Source organism: Bacillus sp. V2I10 (assembly GCF_030817055.1).
Classification (GTDB): domain Bacteria; phylum Bacillota; class Bacilli; order Bacillales; family Bacillaceae; genus Bacillus_P.
On the sequence record NZ_JAUSYV010000001.1, the window covers coordinates 3,965,233 to 3,985,759 of the forward strand.

Consider the following 20,527-nt stretch of genomic DNA (forward strand, 5'->3'; position numbering starts at 1 on the left):
TTGAAATTCTAGTGAAAAATCATATATTGTTAGAGTCAGCTTGTAAAGAAAAAATTTTCGAGGCGGAGATGACGATTGATGAATCCAAAAGTGGCATGCCTGCAAATAGACCTTGTTTTTGGTGATCCTGAAGCAAATATTGAAACGGCAAAAAAAGAAATAGAAAAAATAGCAGCATCCGAAAAACCTGACGTAATTGTTCTGCCTGAACTGTGGACAACGGGCTATGATCTAACTAGGCTCGATGAGATCGCAGACCCAAACGGCAGCAAAACAATCTCTCTAGTAAGCAGTCTGGCTAAAACATATGAAGTCAATATTGTGGCAGGTTCTGTTGCGAAAAAAACAGAGTCAGGCGTAACGAACACGATGTATGTTTTTAATCGGCAAGGCGAGCTTAACCATGAATACAGCAAGCTGCATCTTTTCAAACTGATGGATGAGCACCTGTATTTAAACGGCGGGACTGAAAATGGCCTGTTTCAGCTTGACGGTTTGCAAAGTGCAGGAGTGATTTGCTATGACATTCGATTCCCTGAATGGATCCGCGTTCATACAACACAAGGAGCTGAAATCCTTTACGTTGTGGCAGAATGGCCGCTCCCTAGACTTCATCACTGGAGATCCATGCTGATCAGCCGTGCAATTGAAAATCAATGTTTTGTTGTAGCCTGCAACCGCTCAGGCAGTGATCCGAAAAATGAATTCGCCGGTCACTCGATGATCATCGATCCGTGGGGAGAAATTTTAGCTGAGGCCGGAACTGAGCAAACCTCGCTTACAGCAGTCCTTCAGATGGAGAAAGTTAAAGAAATCAGGAAACAAATTCCTATTTTAAAAGACAGACTTCCACATTTTTACTCTTAAAAAAAGTATTGACAGTTTTTCGTCATACCTGTTAACATTCAGAACAAGTGATAAATTCCAAATTGTGCGAATCATTTTTTTATCACCAACCTTTAATTTCATACTATCTCTTATCAAGAGTAGGCTGAGGGATTTGGCCCGATGACGCCCAGCAACCGACCGTAAAACCATTGTAAAATGGGGCGCAGTTTTTTATGCGCGGGGAGATTACTCCTACAAGGCACGGTGCTAATTCCAACAGAAAGAAGTTCTTTCTGGCAGATAAGAGGTGCGAAGCCTATGCCTTCAAGCCTCTTTCACTGTGGAAGAGGCTTTTCTTATTGCCTGAAAAGCCTCTAATTTTAAAACTGGAGGGTTATAAACCATGTCAAACTATCGATCATCTTCTTATGAACCGTTAACTGAAAGTTCCGCTGTAGCTCTTGCCATCAGACTTGGGTTGTTTGAAGAAAAAAGTGTCCTGACGTGCAGGGAAATTGGCGACGGTAACTTGAACCTTGTTTTTCACATTGTGAATCAAAATCAAAAAGGATTCATCATCAAACAAGCCCTTCCGTATGCAAAGGTAATCGGCGAGAGCTGGCCGCTTACTCTTGACCGTGCCAGAATCGAAAGCAGCGCCCTGCTGAAGCAGGCTGAAGTGGCAAGTGCATATGTGCCAAAGATTTACTATACCGATGAAACTTTAGCGATCACAACTATGGAGGATCTCTCTCATTTGCAGATTGCCAGAGCCGGATTGATAGAAGGCAGAGACTTCCCGCTATTAGGACGGCATATCGGCGAATTCTTAGGAAAGACATTATTCTATAATTCTGATTTCGCACTGAATCCGAAGGCAAAAAAGCAGCTTGTCAAACAATTTTCGAACCCTGAGCTTTGCAAAATAACTGAAGATTTCGTCTTTACAGATCCATTTTTCGACTATGAGTCAAACAGCTTTGAAGAAGAGCTGAGACAAAATGCTGAAAACATTTGGAACGATAGTCATTTAAAGCTTGAAGTGGCTAAATTAAAGCATAAATTCCTCACGGAAGCTGAAACGCTTGTTCACGGGGATCTTCATACAGGAAGTATTTTTGCAAGTGAAACGGAAACGAAGGTGATTGACCCTGAATTTGCCTACTATGGTCCGATTGGATTTGATCTTGGACACTTTTTCGCCAACCTTTTAATGAACGCCATTTCCAGAGATGAAGCAAATCAGCAGGTTCTTTTGGATCATATCGAGACCGCATGGGCCGTTTTTGAAGAAGAATTTTCAAAAGCATGGAAGAATGACAGTCTGGAAGCTTTCGCAAAAGTTGACGGCTACCTTTCTTTTATCCTGGAGAAAGCATTTGAAGATGCAATTGGTTTTGCCGGCATTGAAATCATCAGACGCACGATCGGGCTCGCTCATGTAGCAGATCTTGATTCCATCGAGCCTTATGAGATCAAAATTGAAGCAAAACAGCGAGCGCTTGATTTAGGAAGCAAGCTTGTAAAAAATCGTCAATCGATTAAAACGACTGCAGACCTTGCAGAATCTTTTAAACAAGTACCTGTCAGATAAGGAGAACACATCCATGTCATTTACAAATACAATTATTCCCCGTTCTGTCGAATGGAAAGAAACATATATCCGCCTGCTTGATCAGCAAAAACTGCCTGCTGTGACAGAATATATCAAACTTCAGACAATTTCAGACGTTTGGGAAGCGATTAAAGCATTAAAAGTGCGCGGTGCTCCTGCAATCGGAATAACCGCCGCTTTTGGGCTTGCGCTCGCTGCTAAACAGTATGAAACCGAGAATTTAGATGAATTTCACCGGCTGCTTGCCCGCGATCATGATTATCTTGCAAGCTCAAGACCTACTGCTGTTAATTTATTCTGGGCCCTCGGCAGGCTGGTAAAAAGCGTGCAGGGTGCCGTTTCTGTTAACGAAGCGAAAACCAACCTTCTTCATGAGGCCATTCAAATCCAAGTAGAAGACGAAGCAACGTGCCGCAGAATTGGCGAGCATGCCCTCCCGCTTTTTAAAAACGGCGATTCCGTCATGACGATCTGCAATGCAGGATCAATTGCTACTGCCCGTTACGGCACGGCTCTCGCTCCCTTCTATCTTGCTAAAGAAAAAAACATCAATCTATCCGTTTATGCATGTGAAACCCGCCCTGTGTTACAAGGTGCGCGTCTGACCACATGGGAGCTCATGCAGGCAGATGTCGATGTGACGCTGATTACCGACAATATGGCTGCACACACGATTTTCTCAAAAGGCATTTCCTCCATCATTGTCGGCGCAGACCGCATTGCGGCAAATGGGGATACTGCCAATAAAATCGGGACGTATAACCTGGCTCTTTTAGCTGGCGCCTTTCAAATCCCGTTTTACGTAGCAGCCCCGCTTTCTACTTTTGATCCTGAAACGAAAAGCGGTGAAGAAATTCCAATTGAGGAACGCGATCCAAGGGAAATTACGCATTTTGGCGGGCAGCAGATTGCTCCGGATCACGTTAAAGTGTTCAACCCTGCTTTTGACGTAACTCCCCATCATTTGATCACGGGAATCATTACAGAAAAAGGCGTTTTATCCGGTGATTATAGCTCAGAAATTCAGAAAGTATTTAAGGGGGAAGCCTAAAGTGAAAGGGTTTAAGCAGGCATTTATTTTACTTACATTGTTTGTCTTTCTTTTAACCGGGTGCACAAGTGAACAGGATGCTGTATCGGATACAGAACCAAAAGCTGCAGAAGAGAAGAAAGAAGAAACGGCTGCGGCTGTTGCTTCCGGCAGCACCGAAGTACCTGAAGCCGTGCAAAAGCCGCTGAAAATTGCAGCGATCATGCAGATGTCAATTGGAACATTTTCTTCTCAATACATCTCTGGTGTTCAGGAGCAGGTCGAAAAGTTCGGCGGATCCGTCCAAATTTACAACGCAGATAACGACTTATCAAAAATGGCTACATATGTAGAAACGGCCATCACGCAAAACGTTGATGCGATCTTAATTGACCACGGCCGTGCAGATGCCCTCCAAGGCCCTGTAGAAAAAGCTGTAGCCAAAGGAATCCCTGTAGTAGCCTTTGACAGTGACATCAATGTAGACGGCGTAACCGTCATTGATCAGGACGACTACAGCCTTGCCTGGAAATCACTTAAAACATTAGCTGAAGACTTAAACGGCGAAGGTGAAATCGTTACGGTTTGGGTCGCCGGCTTTACGCCAATGGAAAGACGCCACACCATCTATGAAGCGTTCAAACAGCGTTATCCAAACATTAAAGAAGTGGCGAAATTTGGTACTGCAAGCGCCAATACCGCTTTAGATACTCAAACACAGATGGAAGCCATTTTGAAAAAATACCCCAATAAAGGCGATATTGATGCCGTCTTTGCAGCATGGGATGAATTTGCAAAAGGAGCGACGCGGGCGATCAAGCAAGCCGGCCGTGATGAAATTAAAGTGTACGGAATTGACTTAAGTGATGAAGACCTAGAGCTGATGCAGCAGGAAAACAGCCCATGGACAGCGACTGCAGCCACGGATCCTGCCGAAGTCGGCCGCGTTCAGGTTCGCTTTGCTTATCAAAAGATTGCCGGTGAAGAAACACCCAACATTTATTCCCTGGAACCGCATCTTGTCGAAGGATCAACTCTTCCGGAGGAATCCATTAAAATGGACTCCCTTTCTGAATATGTTCCTGGATGGGGCACATCTGCTGTTGCCACATCACCTTGGATGAAATTACTTGAAACGAAGGGGGAATAGACATGAGCTCCCTCATCATGGATGACATATACAAATCCTTCGGTGAAGCAACTGTCTTAAAAGGCGTTTCCTTTACTGCCAAAAAAGGCGAGGTTCATGCGCTTCTCGGCATGAATGGCGCAGGCAAAAGCACGCTGATGAAGATCCTGTCCGGTGACTACAAACCCGATCATGGAACCATTACCATAGACGGCAAAACTTCAGTCTTTCATCATCCTTCTGATGCTAAAAAAGCTGGAATTGGGTTTGTTGTCCAGGAAGTGGACACTGCCCTCTTCCCAACTCTCACAGTTTATGAAAATGTGGCAAACATCCCTGATCAGAAGTCTGCTGCCATTTCTTACAGAAAGCTTAAAGCTGACGCAAAAAACCTGCTGCAAAGGGTCGGCCTCAGCATCAATGTCAGCAAGCTCGTTCAGGAGTGCACTCTGCAGGAAAAGCAGCTGATCTTACTTGCAAAAACCCTTTCTGCATCTGCTGCTTACATCATTTTAGATGAGCCTACAGCTCCTCTCAGCGATACCGAAACCAAGATTCTCTTTAAAATCATCAGGCAGCTTCGCGCAGAAGGTGCAGCGATTATCTACATCTCTCATAAGCTCTCAGAAGTAAAAGAGATCTGCGACAGAGTGACAATTTTACGGGATGGCAGCGTTGTTCACAGCGGTGATGCCGCTGATATCGAAATTGCAGAGATCGTAAGGCATATGATTGGCACCGCTTTTCAAATTGAGAAGAGAAAAATGGGAAAGACATTCGATAAACCTTTATTTCATGCAGAAAATATAGTGATTGAAAAGTTCGGCAGCAAACTAAGCTTCAATGTTCATGAAGGAGAAATTGTCGGAGTAGCAGGCCTTGCAGGAGCTGGAAAAACCGAGCTTGCAGAAGCATTATATGGTCTAAGCTCCACTAAAGCTTCGATCCTATTTAGAGGGAAACAGGTTAAAATCACCTCACCTGCAGCCGCCATTAAATCAGGCATTTGCCTGATTCCTGAAGAGAGAAGAAAACAGGGATTGTTTGTTCATGAACCTGTATCGGTGAATTTGTCGATCCAGTCGCTTCGCTCCATCGCAAGCAGCCTGTGGATTTCAAAGCAAAAGGAACAAGCTTTAGCCAACCGGCTGATCAGCCGGTTAAACATTTCTGCAGCCTCCCCATCTATTTCCACAAGTCTGCTGAGCGGAGGAAACCAGCAGAAGGTCGTAATTGGAAAATGGCTTAACACTGACTCTTCTCTCTTTCTTTTTGATGAACCGACAAAAGGGATTGATGTAGGTGCAAAAAAAGAAGTATTTCAGCTGATTCACAAGCTTGCGGCTGAAGGAAAAGGGATTGTCTATTTTTCCGGTGAGTGGGAGGAGCTGCTGGAGGTCGCCGACCGCATCATTATTTTAAATAAAGGAAAAGTCGCCAAAGTCATCACAAACGAGGAAGCAACGATTGAAAAGCTCATTTATTATGCATCAGGAGGTGAAGATGATGGAGGAAGCCGTCGTCATCAAGACAAAAAAACAAAGGAGCATTCTGCCCTTTCTGTATAAACACGGCACGATGCTCGTCATTTTAGCTGTTACCATCTACTTCAGCATTGCGGTGGACGAATTTTTAACCTATTCGAATTTCAGTGACATCCTGCGGTCCATTTCTATCGTAACGTTTGTTGCAATCGGCATTACCTTTTCTCTGATTGTTGATGGTTTTGATTTATCCGCAGGCTCGACTGTCAGTCTTGCCACAATTGGAAGTGCGGCTGCTCTCGTTTTATTCAGACAGGAATTGTTTGTTGCGCTGCTTATCCCAATCGTGATCGGTATCGCAGTTGGATTAATCAATTCTTTTTTAGTCGTAAAAGTAAAGCTTCCGGATCTGCTTGCAACACTTGCAGTCATGTATATAGTGAACGGTATTCATTTGACGTATACAAAGGGGTATTCCATTTACAACAGCATGCCTCTTGAAGGCGGCGGTACTGCAGCTGGAAAATTTATTCCTTCCTTTCTTTTCATCGGACAGGGCAGTTTGTTTTCCATTCCCTTTTCAGCTCTGCTGATGATCATAACCGTCATTCTTGTTCACCTGTTTTTGCAGTATACGAAGCCCGGCCGGCTATTTTATATGACAGGCGGAAACCGGGAAGCAGCAAGACTGTCAGGTATACCTGTTAACCGTTATCGTACATATGCCTATGTGCTGAGCGGCGTTTTTGCAGCGATTGCAGGAATCATTCTTGCATCACGGATTGGGACGGGACAGGTTTCTGCCGGTGCCCCGCTTTTAATGGACGGAGTAGCTGCTGCGTTCATCGGCATTTCCGTCTTTGGAGCAGGCAAACCAAATGTCATCGGCACGTTCTTTGGTGCCATCCTAATCGGCATATTGCTGAACGGCTTAACCATGCTGAACGTTCCCTATTATGCTCAGGACATCATTAAAGGAGCCATTTTGGTCGGTGCGCTGGCATTGTCACATTTACAAAAAAAGTAGAGCGGAAATCGCTCTACTTTATTTTTTTCTTATAATAATAGATCGGTCTATTCTCATGCAATCCTTCTTTAAAAGCTGTAAAACCCATCCTCTGCCAGAATGAATTCCCGCGTTCATTATTGGTGAGCACCCCGAGTCTGATTTCACTGAAACCCTCCTCAGCAAGTACTTCTTCTGCCGCTTCATATGCAAGCTTTGCAAGTCCCCTGCCCTGAAAATCGCAATGAATGATAAACAAACCAATCCATGGTTTACCGTCATTCGGATTCAGCGGACAATATTCAATAAGGCCGATGGTTTGCTGATCATGTTTCATCATAAAACGCTTTGCGCTTACTGCTTTTCCTTCTTCATGTTCCTTCTCCAAGTCTTCTTCCGTTACATTCGGTTTTCCGCTTGAAATAAGATTGAAATCCGGATTGGAATTCATGATTTCAAGTTCAAATTGACGATGTTCTTTACCTCTTGGTTCCAGTTTGATCATATTCCCGCTCCTATTCAAACTTCGCCCATAATTCTTTAGGATTAAGTTCATAAATTCCATCTTCCCGGTACATGATGTGATTGACGATAAATTCCCTTCGAAGTGTTGCAAAATCTTCATGAAATCTTTTAATGTAATCGTTGATCTCTTTTTCAGGATATTTTTTGCCTGCTTCAAAACCTTTTGCCAGATGATATAGAACAATAAGCCTTCTTTTTCGCTGAGGCGGAATGGTTTTCAGCTTGCCATCCTTCGTTAAGTAATTTCCAAGTATTTTTGTATGCTCGGCTGTTTTTTCCTGATCCATTTCAAGTTCCCCTTTGCCCGTTACGATTTCCATCATGCCTAGTGACAGCTGCTGCAGAAGTTTTTCATTCACTTGAAAATAAATGGTGTTCTTGACCCTTTTTTCAGATATAAGGCTTATTTCCCTCAGTTTCGTTAAATGATGTGTTATGGTCGGCGGTGTCAGCCCAAGAATACCAGCAAGTGCCTGACCATTTTTAGGACCCTTGGATAAAAGGGCAAGAATGCGGATCCTGGTCGCATCTCCCATGACTTTGTGAAAAGTGACAAGTTTGTTCAGTTGCATTGATTTTTCCTCCGATTAGATGTTTATCTAATTAGATGATAATCTAACTGTTAATCAGAAGTCAATTGAATAATTGGTATTTTTTATATTTTTTCAGCCGAATTAAATGCTACAGTTGTGCTGATCAATTTTTTATGGTTTTTAAGCTCAATTCGCGGGCTTGTGAGTTAAATCCCGATTTTTGCGAATTGGATCATAATTTCTGCGAGTTGGAGACTCTTTTTTACGAATTGGAACACGGTTTTTGCAAATTGAATCACTTCATACGGGTTGGTCCTTATAAATAACAGGCCATTCACAATCATTTATCTGAATTAAATAATTACATGGCCAAAGGCAGAAAAAATGAGGAATTTTTCAGGCTTGTGAGTTAAATCCCGATTTTTGCAAATTGGATCATAATTTCTGCGAGTTGGAGACTCTTTTTTACGAATTGGAACTCGCTTCTTACGAATTGAGCCACTGCATACGGTTTGGTCCTTATAAATAACAGGCCATTCACAATCATTTATCTGAATTAAATAATTACATGGGCAAAGGCTGATAGAAATGAGGAATTTTTCATTGTTTTTATGCTCAAGATGTAGGCTTGTGAGTTAAATCCCAATTTTTGCAAATTGGATCATAATTTCTGCGAGTTGGAGACTCTTTTTTACGAATTGGAACACGGTTTTTGCAAATTGAACCACTTCATACGGGTTGGTCCTTATAAATAACAGGCCATTCACAATCATTTATCTGAATTAAATAATTACATGGCCAAAGGCTGATAGAAATGAGGAATTTTTCATTGTTTTTATGCTCAAGATGTAGGCTTGTGAGTTAAATCCCGATTTTTGCGAATTGGATCATAATTTCTGCGAGTTGGATACTCTTTTTTACGAATTAGAACACGTTTCTTACGAATTGAGCCACTGCATACGCGTTGGTCCTTATAAATAACAGGCCATTCACAATCATTTTATCTGAATTAAATAATTACATGGCCAAAGACTGATAGAAATGAGGAATTTTTCATTGTTTTTATGCTCAAGATGTAGGCTTGTGAGTTAAATCCCGATTTTTGCGAATTGGACCATAATTTCTGCGAATTGGAGACTCTTTTTTACGAATTGGAACACGTTTTTTGCGAATTGAACCATGATTTCTGCGAATTGGAGACTCGTTCTTCCTAGCTATAACACGGTTGATGCGAGTTGGACATTTCCTGCACTGAGAAACGTTCACTTTATGAAAAATTACGGTCCATCTATTAAAAAATGCCCAAATCCAGCTGGAAATGGGCATTTTTTAATCATTTTCAACCTTTACAGCTTCGTCCGTATATCCCAAAGCTCCGGAAAGAATCGGTGGTCAAGGACTTTCTTTAAATAGGTGACTCCGGAAGATCCGCCTGTTCCTTTTTTGAAGCCAATAATGCGTTCTACTGTTTTCATATGCCTGAAGCGCCATTGCTGCAGCCAGTCTTCGATATCAATCAGTTTTTCAGCAAGTTCGTATAAGTCCCAGTACGCCTCTGGGCTGCGGTACACCTCAAGCCAGGCAGACTCAACCGCAGGATCACCTTTGTAAGTTACGGTTACATCCCTGTTCAGTGTTTCATCAGAAATAGACAGGCCTGCTGCTGAAAGTGCTTTTATGGAAACGTCATAGATGCTTGGTTTATGGAGAGCTTCAGTCAGCTTGCAGTGCAGGTCTGGATCTTTTTTATAAATTTCCAGGACATGTGTGGTTTTGTACCCCAATGCAAATTCAATCATCCGGTATTGATAAGACTGGAAGCCTGATGCCTGTCCAAGCTTGTCGCGGAACTGGACGTATTCAGATGGTGTTAAAGTTGAAAGAACGTCCCAGGCTTCAATGATTTGGGATTGAATTTTTGATACGCGCGCAAGCATTTTAAAAGCCATAGACAATTCCCCTTTTTCAATGGCTTCGATGCTTGCGTTCAATTCATGAAGGATCAGCTTCATCCACAGCTCACTTACTTGATGGATGATAATAAACAGCATTTCATCATGATGGCCGGATAACCGGTTCTGGCTGCTCAGCAGCGGCCCTAAATGAAGATACTCCCCATATGTCATCCGATGGATAAAATCGGTGTGAATCCCCTTTTCGTCTTTTGGATCTTTCATTTGAACTCCCCTTTTTCAAAATAAAGGAGTTCAAGCTATTGCTTTAACTCCTTTATTTTTTGGTCAAAATCGTCTTTTTCTGATCCGCAGAAATGACATTCATTTTTTGAAATAAATCAGCATAGAATGCGAGTTTATTCGGACGTTTCCACATTCCCATCGTACTCACCCTTTTTGCACTGAGGCAACTTTTTTAACTATACTAAATAATATGTCGCGCGGGTAATTATGTGACAAGCAAATTATTCTTGGTAAGAAATTTTTTCAAGATCAAGAAGGACTGCCTTTAGATCTGTTTTTGTGCCTGCATAGCCTGTCAGCATTCCTTTAGCTCCAATCACGCGGTGACATGGGATGAAAATTGGCAGCGAATTTTTCTTATTTGCCTGTCCGACTGCACGGACTGCTTTTGGTTTGCCGATTTTGACGGCGATATCGAGGTACGTACGGGACTCTCCATAAGGAATCTCTGAAAGTGCAGACCACACCTGTTCTTGAAAAGCTGTTCCTGCCTGATTGAAAGGCAGCTGAAAAGAAGTTCTTTTGCCTTCGAAATAGTCCGTTAATTGTTTTTTTGCATTCTTTAATAAAAGATGATCATCTGCTTGCTGCATCGGGTGATTCAGCACATAATCTTCGAATTGTTCCTCTGTGAGAAACAGCCTTGTAATGAAGTGATCATCTGCAGAAATGATCACCTTGCCAATAGGTGTGTCAACTGCTGTATATGAGTGCATAAGGCTTCCTTTCACATGTTTTGTTTGATAGGCAGCGTGATATGAAACGCCGTCCCATTTCCAACTTTGCTTTCAACCTTCACTTTGCCGCAGTGCTCTTCAATAATTTTATAGCTGACCATTAAACCAAGCCCAGTCCCTCTGTCTTTTGTAGTATAGAACGGTTCCCCAAGCCTCTTGATTTTATCTTCAGGAATGCCGGATCCTTCATCGATAATAGAGATTTTAAGTTCTTTTTCATTTTTCATCATGATATCTACTTGAATGGTGCCTCCGCTTGGCATGACTTCAATCGCATTTTTCAAAATATTAATAAATACTTGTTTTAGCTGGTTTGGCTCACAATAAACAAGCGGAACAGAACCATTATGGTTCAATTGAATCTGGACATTTACCAGGATGGCCTGTGCATTAAGGAGCTCAATCGTTTCCTTCATGATGGTGACCACATCTTTTTCCTGATAGGAAATCGCCTGGGGCTTGGCCAGAATCAGGAATTCAGTAATAATAGATTCAATTCTGCTCAGTTCAGATGTAATGACATTGAAGTACATTGAGAAATCTTCTTTGACATTCGCTTCAAGGAGCTGAATAAAACCCTTTAGAGCAGTCATTGGATTGCGGATTTCATGCGCAATGCCCGCTGCGAGCTCCCCGACTACACTCAGTGTGTCTGATTTGCGCAAACGTTCTTCCAGTTCTTTTTTTTCCGTGATATCGCGGAAGATAGCCAGGTTCATGTTTTCAATAATATTCCGCTTTAATGAAAACTCCAGGATTTTTTCTTTATTATTTTGAAGCTTAAACGGGATTTCTTCTGTCGTTTCATCAAGAAAATACATCGAATTCCCTTCTATTTTTTCGTAAGAAATCAGCTCGTGCAGGTTATATTTGTGAATTTGGTCAAGCGGAATTTCAAGGATATGGCTTGCCGTCGGATTCGCATCGATAATCGTGTAGCTGTCATCAATCAGCACAATGCCGTCCATTGCCCCGTTAAAAATCTTCCTGAACTTCTGCTCGCTTTCGCGAAGCTCTTTTTCCATGCGTTTACGGTCGCTTACATTCCTCAGAATAGTTAAATGATGTCCATCTGTCACGTCCATTTTTGATGTGAATTCAAGCTGTTTGCATTGGCCGTTTGGCATGTAAAACAATAATTCCTCCCGGATGGCGCCTTTTCGTAAATATTCTTTTTTTACAGCTCTGAACTTCAGATCGCTTAAGTCTATAAAGTCATAAATACTGCTGCTGATTAAATTCCCCATGGACAATTCAAAAGTTCGGCAGGCTGACTGATTGGCACTGATGATTCTGCCGTCATTGTTCCAGATGATAATGGCATCGATTGCATTCTCAAAAATCTCCCTGAAGCGTTCCTCACTTTTAAAGAGCTTCATTTCCATATTCCGTTTATCGGTAATATCTCTCATAATCGCCATATTGAATCCGCTCAGCACATTTGATGTTGAGGTGAATTCAAATACTTTTTTTCTTCCCGACTGAAGGAGAACAGGCATTTCCCCTTTAGCCCGGCCGCCTTCATTAAGGATCGACCATAGCTTATCGAGTTTAAATTGATTTTCCCCCTCAATAAAATCATCCAGCTTAAACGAACTCAGCTTGCTTTTATCGATTTCAAAGTTTGAACAAAATGATCCGTTGGCATCAATAAACTGGCCGCTGCCATCAAAAATGACGATTCCGTCAACAGCCCTGTGAAAAAGATCTTTAAAGAGCTGCTCATTAATCGTTCGTTCCCGCTCAAGCATTTTGTTTGAGGAAATATCGCGCATTAATGCTAAATGCTTTGTTCCGAGTGCGTTTTTCTGAATGGAAATTTCGATGAATTTCACTTGTCCATTGTCGAGCTTGATAATCAGTTCATCTGATGTCTGATCATGATCCCTCAGTTCTTCCACTTGTTTATGGAGCTGCTGATGAGGAACAAGAGATAAAAAATCACACATTTTCCGCTTCTGCATTTCTTTTTTTGTCAACTGAAAAAGATGACAGGCTGATTTGTTGCAATCTATAAAATGAAATGTCTCATCAATAATGATGATTGCTTCCATTGCGCTTTCAAAGACTATTTCATGTTGACGGCTGTTTTCCAGAAGGCGTTTGTTTTCCATTTCCAGCAACCTGATCCGCTCCTGCAAAGATGTTATTTCACATTTATTAATAACTTGGCTCATGCTTTTTTCGCTCCTTGCCGCCGGGCAAAATTTCCTCCTTTTTAAATTCAACATGAAAATGAATTGTCCTTCATCGTTTTCGATTTAGTGACATTTTTACTCCTAAGGACCTACACAAATAGAACGGTTTAGACAAAAAATGCAAATATTTTAACATTTTACATAATCCTTACATGTTCTTTACAATCCTATTAAAATTGCTTATATTCCATTTAGTCTGTTTTAAACTCTTTATTAGATGGGTAAAAGGGTAAATGAGATAGCTTGTGGGGGAAACGAAACTCGGAAGCCTCTTATGACTTCTGTGAAAATGGGTGATTGTATGAAAAATCGTGAAAGCTACTTCGATAATGCGAAGTTTATTCTGATCATACTTGTAGTGTTTGGTCATGTCATTCGCTCGTTTATCGATGATAATGAATTTATGCTGAATGTATATAAATTTGTCTATACTTTTCATATGCCGGCCTTTATCTTAATTTCTGGTTTTTTTGCCAAAGGATATAACAAAAAGGGCTATGTGCAGAAAATCTTTAAAAAGCTGATCATTCCTTATTTAATTTTCCAGGGAATTTATTCAGTGTATTACTTCTTAGTGGAATCGGGAAATACGCTTGCAGTTGACCCATTAGATCCTCATTGGTCATTGTGGTTCCTGATGAGTTTGTTCTTTTGGAATCTGTTCTTATTCGCCTATACAAAGCTCGATAAGAGACTTGCGATGCTGATTGCGATCGGTCTCGGCATAGCAATCGGCTATATTGACTCAGCAAGCAATTATTTAAGTATATCAAGAACATTTGTGTTCTTCCCGCTATTTTTAGCAGGATTCTACCTGAATAAGTCACATTTCAGGAAATTAACAGCCGCAAGGGTTCGTTTAGCATCTATTGCATTATTGCTTGTTACGTTTATTGTCTATTTCTATCTCGACTTTGATTACGAATGGCTGTTTGGCTCTAAGCCATATTCGGCTTTCGGTGATGTTGACGCCGCAAATGCATTCATTCGTTTAGGGTTTTACAGTTTGACGTTTGTTCTTTCTTTTAGCTTCCTGTCCCTGATACCGAAGAGAAACTTTTTCTTCACTCAGTGGGGAACAAGAACATTCTATGTCTATTTGCTGCACGGCTTCATTGTCAGATCGTTTAGAAATAGCGAAGCTCTCGAGTGGCTAAAGGATTATCAGAGCATCACGCTGATTATTCTCTTGTCGATTCTGTTAACGTTTATCTTATCAACAAACTTTGTCAAAACTGTGACCCAGCCGATCATTGAGCTGAAAGCAACAAACTTGAGGAAATACTTTAAGAACAGAGAAGAGAAGGTTCAATACCCCTAGAAAAGAGCGCAGTCAGACAGATTAGGCGCCGCATTTAAAGAGTTGAAGCCGGACATCGCTGCGAAAAAATCTTAGCCAGCGAAAAACCATCACCTGAACCAGGTGATGGTTTTTCCATGTTTTTAACCTTCTTTTTTTATGGGTAAAATATGATAGAATAGATTGATTCAAAAATTAAGGTAGAAGTGGTGTTTTAAATGAAAGTTGTACTGAGTACATTAAATGCAAAATATATCCATACAAGTCTTGCCCTCCGTTGTTTAAAAGCACATGCACAGCCTGAATTCGATGTGACGCTTGCTGAGTATACGATTAAAGATCCTGCGATGAATGTCGTAACAGATCTTTTCCGCATGCAGCCTGATGTCGTCGGTTTCAGCTGCTATATATGGAACATAGAAGAAACAATCAAGATTATTAAAATGATGAAAAAAATAAATCCATCGCTCATCATTCTTCTTGGCGGCCCGGAAGTAACGTACGATACAAGAGAATGGATGGAACAAATTCCAGAGGTTGACCATATCGTCATTGGTGAAGGAGAAGAAACGTTTAAACAGTTCCTTCAGGAGCTTCAGGCAGAAAAAAACTTCAAAAACGTGAGCGGAATTGCCTATAGAGAGAACGGCGGCATTATCATTAATCCGCAGCGAAATAAAATTAATCTTGCAGAACTGACTTCTCCTTTCCGTTTCAAAGAAGATATTCCTCACCTCTCAAAGCGCGTTACTTATATTGAAACGAGCAGAGGCTGTCCGTTCAGCTGTCAATTCTGTCTTTCATCGATAGAAGTAGGAGTCCGTTATTTTGATCGCGAAAAAGTAAAAGATGATATTCGCTACTTGATGAAAAACGGAGCTAAAACGATTAAATTTGTGGATCGCACGTTTAATATCAGCAGAAGCTACGCGATGGAAATGTTCCAATTTTTAATTGATGAGCACCTGCCCGGAACAGTGTTTCAGTTTGAAATTACCGCGGACATCATGCGTCCTGAGGTCATTCAATTTTTAAATGATAACGCACCTAAAGGCTTGTTCCGTTTTGAAATCGGTGTTCAGTCTACAAATGATGCGACAAATGATCTTGTTATGAGACGCCAGAATTTCAGCAAGCTGACACGTACGGTCACAATGGTGAAAGAAGGCGGAAAAATTGACCAGCATCTTGATTTAATTGCAGGTCTTCCCGAGGAAGATTATACTTCTTTCCGCAAGACCTTTAATGACGTCTTTGAAATGCGTCCTGAAGAAATGCAGCTTGGTTTCCTGAAAATGCTGAGGGGAACTGGTTTGCGCCTGCGAGCTGCCGATCATGATTACGTCTATATGGATCACTCTCCATATGAGATTTTGAAAAACAATGTGCTGCCGTTTGAGGACATTGTGAAGATTAAGCAGGTTGAGGATGTATTAGAGAAGTATTGGAACGACCATCGTATGGATGCAACGATTGAATATTTAATTAAAGATGTCTTTGATACACCGTTTGACTTCTTCCAGGCATTTGGAACGTATTGGGACGAACAGGGCTGGGTCCGCATCGGGCATCAGCTTGAAGACTTATTTAAACGCCTTTTCACCTTCCTGTCCTCTCATTATAAAGAGCAGGCAGCTATAGCAGAAGGCTTTATGAAGTTTGATTACCTGTCTTCTCAAAAGCATAAACCGCGCAAGCCATGGTGGGATGATATGCTGTCAAAAACAGAAAGAAGCAAGCTTTATCAAACCATTCTCTCTAATCCAGGTATACTTGGTAAAGAGTTTGAAAAGAAAGCATTTGCTGAAAAAGATTTATACAAGCACACTGTCCTTGATAAAGTGCCGTTCCAGCTGGATACCTACTTAAAAACAGGTGAGCTGATCATGGGAGAGAGCATTGTGCTTGTGCACTATGATCCAATTACGCTTATTACAACACCGTATGCAGTTACTGAGCGAGTGCTTGAAGATAAGGTAAGTTAAAAAGGAAAGCGAAAAGCGAGAGACTTAACACTCTCGCTTTTCGCTTTTTTTAGATTTCTTCGCTTTTTTCTCCGCAAAAGCATCGATAAATTTGGCAGAATTGTAATCGCCCATTTCCGTTCCAAACTCTTCTTCAAGAAGACTTGGTTCCATCGGCTTTTTATGCTGCTCGCTTTCACCGCTTTTGTGTGTTTTTTTTGTCATGAGAAAGATCCTCCAGAACGCCCTTTGCTTCCATTTTTGCTGTTTCGGTTAGCGCCTTTTGCCGGATTTTCCTGACTGTATGCAGCCTCGCTTGAGAATTCGGTATCAGGCAGGCTTTCTTTCGGAGTAAAATTGTTTTTAAGCGCTTGATCTCTTGCAGTTTTTCTTTTCATGAAAATCCCCCTCATCAGATGTGTGAGAATTCCTCACTGTTTTTAGTGTGAGTCATTCTCTTCATCTTATGAGAGGGAAAACGAGTCAATTGTGCTCTTGTTTGTGCTGATAAGCAATGAGAACGATCTCTTCGCCTGTTTCGGCGCGCAGCTCATTCTCCATTTTCTTCACTTTTTCCAAGTATTCATCCTGAAGCATTGCTACTGGAAATTCCTGATTCATGCTGATCACTCCTTTTTAATAGGATAACCAATTCCTGATCTAATCTTTCATATCAGTCCGCATATAAGAACATACTAAAAATGGAGGTGAACAGGATGAGCAAAAAAGATGAGTATTCATTAGATGAAACGCTTCCCCATCAGGCAAGCGCCCCATCGTGGAAAGGCACAGGTATCAGCATGCAAAAGCCATTCATAAATGAACATGGCATCGTAATTGGAGACAGTTTTTATGATTCCAAACAATCCCCCTTGAATCAGTGGAGTGATGAGGTCGATCCTGATATCATGTCGGGCGATCAATGGGTGCATCCTACAAATGACATCGGCTGGAATTCGAGTGAGAACCGTGAGCTGATTGAAAGCAAAAAAAAGCCCGGGGGCTTCCCATTTACGCATCCTGATAAAGATGCAGGATATGGACAGGATTAGCTTATGTATCGGATCATTCACAATTTTTCCCCAAAACCATTCGAATTGGGGAAAAATATGCTCTCTAGAAGCTTCAAGATAAGTGAATAGTTTTGATATGGCGTGAATTGCAGTACACTTCTTCTCTTCTTGCTGTGATGACCGTGACAATATTTTGTTTGATTGATTTCAGCTGCCCTACCTTTTTTTCCTCTTCCCCAAGGTCAAAGATGACAACCTTGCCTGTCAGTTTTTTAACTTGTTCTTCAAACGTTCTTGCAAGCGGGAGATTGGAGTGATGAACTGGGAGGTCCCCTCCTGCTAGTGCATAAGGTGTTTCATTATTGTTATAGGGAATCAGTGATTTGATATGCTGAATTGAGATATACATCGATTTATACACCGGAGAATAAAAAACAATGTAATCTGTGAGTACGTTTGTGATATAACCATAAACTGATTTGTTTTTCAAAACGGTAATTTCTGTGAATAGCCCTTTTGCATGAGTAAGCATTTTTCTGAATGAAATGGAATCCATTTCTTCTGAAATTGGCATATTTTCAGGGTTTGATACTATATCATTTGAATTTTTTTCAAAATGAATGCTGTGCACGTGGTACATCGGAATATAAATGAAACGGCTTCCGTCATAGATGACAAACAAATCCGCCTCATAGTCAATTAAAATGCCCCTTTGATAAATTCCGCCTGAAATTTTTAATTCAATTTGTTCATTTAATCCTTTTTTAAAATCCATATGCGACACCTCGCTTTCTAAAGAATAAATCCATTCCACAGATACAAAGCGATCAGACTTACGAACAATCCAACTGGAATGACGAAAAATGTGAGCTTCATATATTCCTTCCATGAAATATGAATATTGTTGCTTTTAAGGATAAACATCCAAATTAGTGTAGCCAAAGTTCCTATGGGTGTCAGCAGTGCTCCGACATCGCTTCCGAGCACGATTGCCAAGTAAGCTACCTGAAGGGAATGTGTATCAAGTCCCATATCCACAATCGCCAGTGTTCCGATCATTACAGCAGGCAGGTTGTTCAATACATTTGACAATGCGGTCAATAAAACGCCGATAACAAGTGTGCCGCCAAGCAATGAACCATCCACATAGTCTTTTAGCTGCATCGTTAAATAGTGAGATAAGCCAATGTTGTGAAGTCCGTATACAAGCACGTACATCCCGAATGCAAAAAGAAAAATGTGCCAAGGTGTTCTCTTTACAATATCCGTGATTCCTTTTCTGCTTTTCAGCCATCTTACCAGAATTAATGCGACGGCTCCTCCAATAGCAAGTCCTTCCATCGGCACTCCAATGGGTGTTAACAGGAAGAAACCTCCTCTTACGAAGATAACGATGGCGATGCAGATTCTGAACATCTTCCAGTCCACTTCATGAGATGTAAGAGAGGACGGCATAGCTAGCGGATGCCTTGGATATTTACTTGTATTGCCTGATAAATAAAGCTTTTGAGATGATATTTTCACTGGAATATCCTTGCGGTAGTAGAAGAAAATCAATGTGGTAATTACGATAATACCGAGCATTGACGGGATAAACATCATATTGACATAGCTGTTTAAATCAAGTCCTACAATTTTAAGGGCAATTAAGTTTGCAATATTGCTGACTGCAATCGGTGCACTTGATACGGTTGCGGTAATAGCTCCTGAAATAAGGTATGGAATCTTCTGGTGCCGCTTCAGCTGGAGGAGGGAAGTAATGTGTATAATAATTGGGGTAGTGATGAGTATGCTTCCGTCATTATTGAAAAAAAGTGTTGTTAAGAAACAAAGAAGATTCACATTGATAAACAGCTTGATGCCGGATCCATTTGATTTATTGACGAGGTTGTAGGCAATCCACCTGAAAAAACCGACACTTTCCAGAACTATGGACATAACAATGGTTGACAATATGGTAATGGCAGCTCCGCTGATGATGTTATAAATGGCAGCAACATCACTCAGAGGAACAATGCCTGCCAGTAAAATAATAATGGCGCCAGTAACTGTAGGTACAGTTTCATTTATCCCAAACGGCCTCCACAGCATCAAAATGACCGTTATGGAAAAGACGACGCACATTAAGATAAAAGAGAAATCAAGCATTTATTTTCGCCTCTTCTGCAGCTGGTGATAGAATGGCAATGGCTTGCTTTTCTTCTTTTACAATCATTGGAGGTTTTAAGAGTGAATAGAGAGAGAAGCTTGCAGCAGTTAAAATGATGAGAGTAGCCATGATAGAACTCCCCTTTCCTGTAAGAGTTATAAATGGCATGATCATCCTATGTGAAAAAGATGCTGGAAAGGGAATAGGATGATCATACATAAATTGTCTTGCAATTATCTGCGTCTGTTTTTTGATCTTGCCACGAAATCTCCGCCGCCGTTATTGCTGTTAGAGCTGTTGTTTGAGCTGCTATTGTTCGAGCTGCTATCTTGATTTTCAGTATTTTCACTTGCCACTACACCAGTACTGATGCTTTTAATATGGAAGATTGGCAATCTGATAACTTCTTCATTCACGATAACAGAAACATAGTCAGCGTTTACACGATTGAGGACACCTTCAATTTTTTCAGGGCCGCCGCGGTTAATTGTCACCCAAGTAAGCTCAAGCTGAGAAAGAATGTCACTGAAAGTTGAACCGTTTAATACTGAGAATCCCATTGGAGCCTCGAAGCTTTCTCCTAAACCGCCTTTTGTTTTTTCTGTTAAACTTTTGAGATGCTGGCCGTGAAAATAAACAACACCATCTTCTTTAGTCAACAGCACGAAGTAATCGTCGCCTCCGCCAAGGAATTGACCTGTTCTGCTCTCAGGGCCGCCTCTTCCTACCTTAATAACTTTGCCTTCCATTGAAACTAACATTTCTTTCATTCTTTTTCCTTCCTTTCTAAATGTTTTCCCTGTATCTATATGTGTCAG

21 protein-coding genes and 1 riboswitch are annotated in these 20,527 nt (G+C 41.2%); of the genes, 9 read left to right on the forward strand and 12 right to left on the reverse strand.

All coding sequences use genetic code 11. The annotated features are described in order from the left end of the window. The first annotated feature begins 78 nt into the window (after window positions 1-78). The 6 genes from QFZ72_RS20110 (at window position 79) to QFZ72_RS20135 (ending at window position 7,113) form a co-directional block, all read left to right on the forward strand. Entirely contained in the window at window positions 79-867 is a 789-nt protein-coding gene (locus QFZ72_RS20110; protein WP_373464614.1) for a carbon-nitrogen family hydrolase, read from the forward strand. A 107-nt stretch (window positions 868-974) separates the two neighbouring features. Then, window positions 975-1,135: riboswitch (SAM riboswitch) on the forward strand. Between the two features lie 96 nt (window positions 1,136-1,231). After that, a complete protein-coding gene (gene mtnK / locus QFZ72_RS20115; RefSeq protein WP_307436906.1) occupies window positions 1,232-2,422 on the forward strand; it encodes an S-methyl-5-thioribose kinase in 1,191 nt (396 codons plus the stop codon). Window positions 2,423-2,435: 13 nt separating this feature from the next. Next, window positions 2,436-3,494, forward strand: coding sequence for an S-methyl-5-thioribose-1-phosphate isomerase (gene mtnA / locus QFZ72_RS20120; protein ID WP_307436909.1), 1,059 nt, complete (start codon window positions 2,436-2,438; stop codon window positions 3,492-3,494). Window position 3,495: 1 nt separating this feature from the next. After that, window positions 3,496-4,623 carry a sugar ABC transporter substrate-binding protein gene (locus QFZ72_RS20125; protein ID WP_307436911.1) on the forward strand — a complete coding sequence of 376 codons (1,128 nt, stop codon included), beginning with the start codon at window positions 3,496-3,498 and terminating at the stop codon, window positions 4,621-4,623. Window positions 4,624-4,625: 2 nt separating this feature from the next. Then, window positions 4,626-6,170: a sugar ABC transporter ATP-binding protein gene (locus QFZ72_RS20130; RefSeq protein ID WP_307436913.1), complete on the forward strand. Its 1,545-nt coding sequence runs from the start codon at window positions 4,626-4,628 to the stop codon at window positions 6,168-6,170. Next, complete coding sequence (locus QFZ72_RS20135) at window positions 6,106-7,113, forward strand: ABC transporter permease (RefSeq protein WP_307436916.1); 1,008 nt, start codon at window positions 6,106-6,108, stop codon at window positions 7,111-7,113. Before QFZ72_RS20130 ends, QFZ72_RS20135 begins: the two co-directional genes overlap by 65 nt. A 13-nt stretch (window positions 7,114-7,126) precedes the next feature. Here the strand turns inward: QFZ72_RS20135 and QFZ72_RS20140 are convergent, their stop codons facing one another. The 5 genes from QFZ72_RS20140 to QFZ72_RS20160 all read right to left on the reverse strand — a co-directional run bounded on the left by QFZ72_RS20140 (window position 7,127) and on the right by QFZ72_RS20160 (window position 13,262). Continuing rightward, window positions 7,127-7,597 (reverse strand): GNAT family N-acetyltransferase, encoded by a 471-nt coding sequence (locus tag QFZ72_RS20140; protein WP_307436919.1) that lies wholly within the window; start codon window positions 7,595-7,597, stop codon window positions 7,127-7,129. A gap of 10 nt (window positions 7,598-7,607) precedes the next feature. After that, window positions 7,608-8,189 carry a DUF2087 domain-containing protein gene (locus QFZ72_RS20145; RefSeq protein WP_307436921.1) on the reverse strand — a complete coding sequence of 194 codons (582 nt, stop codon included), beginning with the start codon at window positions 8,187-8,189 and terminating at the stop codon, window positions 7,608-7,610. A 1,307-nt stretch (window positions 8,190-9,496) separates the two neighbouring features. Continuing rightward, entirely contained in the window at window positions 9,497-10,327 is an 831-nt protein-coding gene (gene kynA / locus QFZ72_RS20150) for a tryptophan 2,3-dioxygenase (RefSeq protein ID WP_307436924.1), read from the reverse strand. 242 nt (window positions 10,328-10,569) lie between these two features. Beyond that, the gene (locus tag QFZ72_RS20155; protein WP_307436926.1) at window positions 10,570-11,064 is read right to left on the reverse strand and encodes a methylated-DNA--[protein]-cysteine S-methyltransferase; all 495 of its coding nucleotides are present in this window, start codon (window positions 11,062-11,064) and stop codon (window positions 10,570-10,572) included. Window positions 11,065-11,075: 11 nt separating this feature from the next. After that, window positions 11,076-13,262, reverse strand: a complete 2,187-nt coding sequence (locus QFZ72_RS20160) for a PAS domain-containing sensor histidine kinase (protein WP_307436929.1) — start codon at window positions 13,260-13,262, stop codon at window positions 11,076-11,078. Between the two features lie 322 nt (window positions 13,263-13,584). Here QFZ72_RS20160 and QFZ72_RS20165 point away from each other — a divergent pair, with 322 nt between their 5' ends. Next, window positions 13,585-14,604, forward strand: a complete 1,020-nt coding sequence (locus QFZ72_RS20165) for an acyltransferase family protein (protein ID WP_307436933.1) — start codon at window positions 13,585-13,587, stop codon at window positions 14,602-14,604. 197 nt (window positions 14,605-14,801) lie between these two features. After that, window positions 14,802-16,568 carry a B12-binding domain-containing radical SAM protein gene (locus tag QFZ72_RS20170; RefSeq protein ID WP_307436936.1) on the forward strand — a complete coding sequence of 589 codons (1,767 nt, stop codon included), beginning with the start codon at window positions 14,802-14,804 and terminating at the stop codon, window positions 16,566-16,568. Window positions 16,569-16,592: 24 nt separating this feature from the next. On the opposite strand, the gene QFZ72_RS20175 is transcribed toward QFZ72_RS20170, so the two are convergent. The 3 genes from QFZ72_RS20175 to QFZ72_RS20185 form a co-directional block, all read right to left on the reverse strand. Then, the gene (locus QFZ72_RS20175) at window positions 16,593-16,772 is read right to left on the reverse strand and encodes a hypothetical protein (protein ID WP_307436939.1); all 180 of its coding nucleotides are present in this window, start codon (window positions 16,770-16,772) and stop codon (window positions 16,593-16,595) included. Next, window positions 16,769-16,945 (reverse strand): hypothetical protein, encoded by a 177-nt coding sequence (locus tag QFZ72_RS20180; RefSeq protein ID WP_307436941.1) that lies wholly within the window; start codon window positions 16,943-16,945, stop codon window positions 16,769-16,771. The genes QFZ72_RS20175 and QFZ72_RS20180 overlap by 4 nt, the downstream gene beginning before the upstream one ends. An 85-nt stretch (window positions 16,946-17,030) precedes the next feature. Continuing rightward, a complete protein-coding gene (locus QFZ72_RS20185; RefSeq protein WP_223441413.1) occupies window positions 17,031-17,168 on the reverse strand; it encodes a hypothetical protein in 138 nt (45 codons plus the stop codon). A gap of 95 nt (window positions 17,169-17,263) precedes the next feature. On the opposite strand from QFZ72_RS20185, the gene QFZ72_RS20190 reads away from it, so the two are divergent. Beyond that, complete coding sequence (locus tag QFZ72_RS20190; RefSeq protein ID WP_307436944.1) at window positions 17,264-17,599, forward strand: DUF3905 domain-containing protein; 336 nt, start codon at window positions 17,264-17,266, stop codon at window positions 17,597-17,599. Window positions 17,600-17,672: 73 nt separating this feature from the next. On the opposite strand, the gene QFZ72_RS20195 is transcribed toward QFZ72_RS20190, so the two are convergent. From QFZ72_RS20195 to QFZ72_RS20210, 4 genes are all read right to left on the reverse strand, one after another. Beyond that, window positions 17,673-18,335 (reverse strand): DUF2642 domain-containing protein, encoded by a 663-nt coding sequence (locus tag QFZ72_RS20195; protein WP_307436946.1) that lies wholly within the window; start codon window positions 18,333-18,335, stop codon window positions 17,673-17,675. Window positions 18,336-18,352: 17 nt separating this feature from the next. Further along, the gene (locus QFZ72_RS20200; RefSeq protein WP_307436948.1) at window positions 18,353-19,708 is read right to left on the reverse strand and encodes an ArsB/NhaD family transporter; all 1,356 of its coding nucleotides are present in this window, start codon (window positions 19,706-19,708) and stop codon (window positions 18,353-18,355) included. After that, window positions 19,701-19,838, reverse strand: a complete 138-nt coding sequence (locus QFZ72_RS20205) for a hypothetical protein (protein WP_307436952.1) — start codon at window positions 19,836-19,838, stop codon at window positions 19,701-19,703. Before QFZ72_RS20205 ends, QFZ72_RS20200 begins: the two co-directional genes overlap by 8 nt. A gap of 104 nt (window positions 19,839-19,942) precedes the next feature. Continuing rightward, a complete protein-coding gene (locus tag QFZ72_RS20210) occupies window positions 19,943-20,479 on the reverse strand; it encodes a hypothetical protein (protein WP_307436957.1) in 537 nt (178 codons plus the stop codon). Window positions 20,480-20,527 lie beyond the last annotated feature (48 nt).

What these genes read in the sequence shown, in the direction of transcription:
- QFZ72_RS20180 (WP_307436941.1), bottom strand. Translation starts at nt 16,945, where the DNA reads ATGAAAAGAAAAACTGCAAGAGATCAAGCGCTTAAAAACAATTTTACT.
- QFZ72_RS20205 (WP_307436952.1), bottom strand. Translation starts at nt 19,838, where the DNA reads ATGGCTACTCTCATCATTTTAACTGCTGCAAGCTTCTCTCTCTATTCA.
- mtnA (WP_307436909.1), top strand. Translation starts at nt 2,436, where the DNA reads ATGTCATTTACAAATACAATTATTCCCCGTTCTGTCGAATGGAAAGAA.
- QFZ72_RS20110 (WP_373464614.1), top strand. Translation starts at nt 79, where the DNA reads ATGAATCCAAAAGTGGCATGCCTGCAAATAGACCTTGTTTTTGGTGAT.
- QFZ72_RS20210 (WP_307436957.1), bottom strand. Translation starts at nt 20,479, where the DNA reads ATGAAAGAAATGTTAGTTTCAATGGAAGGCAAAGTTATTAAGGTAGGA.
- QFZ72_RS20130 (WP_307436913.1), top strand. Translation starts at nt 4,626, where the DNA reads ATGAGCTCCCTCATCATGGATGACATATACAAATCCTTCGGTGAAGCA.
- QFZ72_RS20165 (WP_307436933.1), top strand. Translation starts at nt 13,585, where the DNA reads ATGAAAAATCGTGAAAGCTACTTCGATAATGCGAAGTTTATTCTGATC.
- mtnK (WP_307436906.1), top strand. Translation starts at nt 1,232, where the DNA reads ATGTCAAACTATCGATCATCTTCTTATGAACCGTTAACTGAAAGTTCC.
- QFZ72_RS20195 (WP_307436946.1), bottom strand. Translation starts at nt 18,335, where the DNA reads ATGGATTTTAAAAAAGGATTAAATGAACAAATTGAATTAAAAATTTCA.
- QFZ72_RS20175 (WP_307436939.1), bottom strand. Translation starts at nt 16,772, where the DNA reads ATGACAAAAAAAACACACAAAAGCGGTGAAAGCGAGCAGCATAAAAAG.
- QFZ72_RS20170 (WP_307436936.1), top strand. Translation starts at nt 14,802, where the DNA reads ATGAAAGTTGTACTGAGTACATTAAATGCAAAATATATCCATACAAGT.
- QFZ72_RS20145 (WP_307436921.1), bottom strand. Translation starts at nt 8,189, where the DNA reads ATGCAACTGAACAAACTTGTCACTTTTCACAAAGTCATGGGAGATGCG.
- QFZ72_RS20160 (WP_307436929.1), bottom strand. Translation starts at nt 13,262, where the DNA reads ATGAGCCAAGTTATTAATAAATGTGAAATAACATCTTTGCAGGAGCGG.
- QFZ72_RS20135 (WP_307436916.1), top strand. Translation starts at nt 6,106, where the DNA reads ATGATGGAGGAAGCCGTCGTCATCAAGACAAAAAAACAAAGGAGCATT.
- QFZ72_RS20140 (WP_307436919.1), bottom strand. Translation starts at nt 7,597, where the DNA reads ATGATCAAACTGGAACCAAGAGGTAAAGAACATCGTCAATTTGAACTT.
- kynA (WP_307436924.1), bottom strand. Translation starts at nt 10,327, where the DNA reads ATGAAAGATCCAAAAGACGAAAAGGGGATTCACACCGATTTTATCCAT.
- QFZ72_RS20155 (WP_307436926.1), bottom strand. Translation starts at nt 11,064, where the DNA reads ATGCACTCATATACAGCAGTTGACACACCTATTGGCAAGGTGATCATT.
- QFZ72_RS20200 (WP_307436948.1), bottom strand. Translation starts at nt 19,708, where the DNA reads ATGCTTGATTTCTCTTTTATCTTAATGTGCGTCGTCTTTTCCATAACG.
- QFZ72_RS20190 (WP_307436944.1), top strand. Translation starts at nt 17,264, where the DNA reads ATGAGCAAAAAAGATGAGTATTCATTAGATGAAACGCTTCCCCATCAG.
- QFZ72_RS20185 (WP_223441413.1), bottom strand. Translation starts at nt 17,168, where the DNA reads ATGAATCAGGAATTTCCAGTAGCAATGCTTCAGGATGAATACTTGGAA.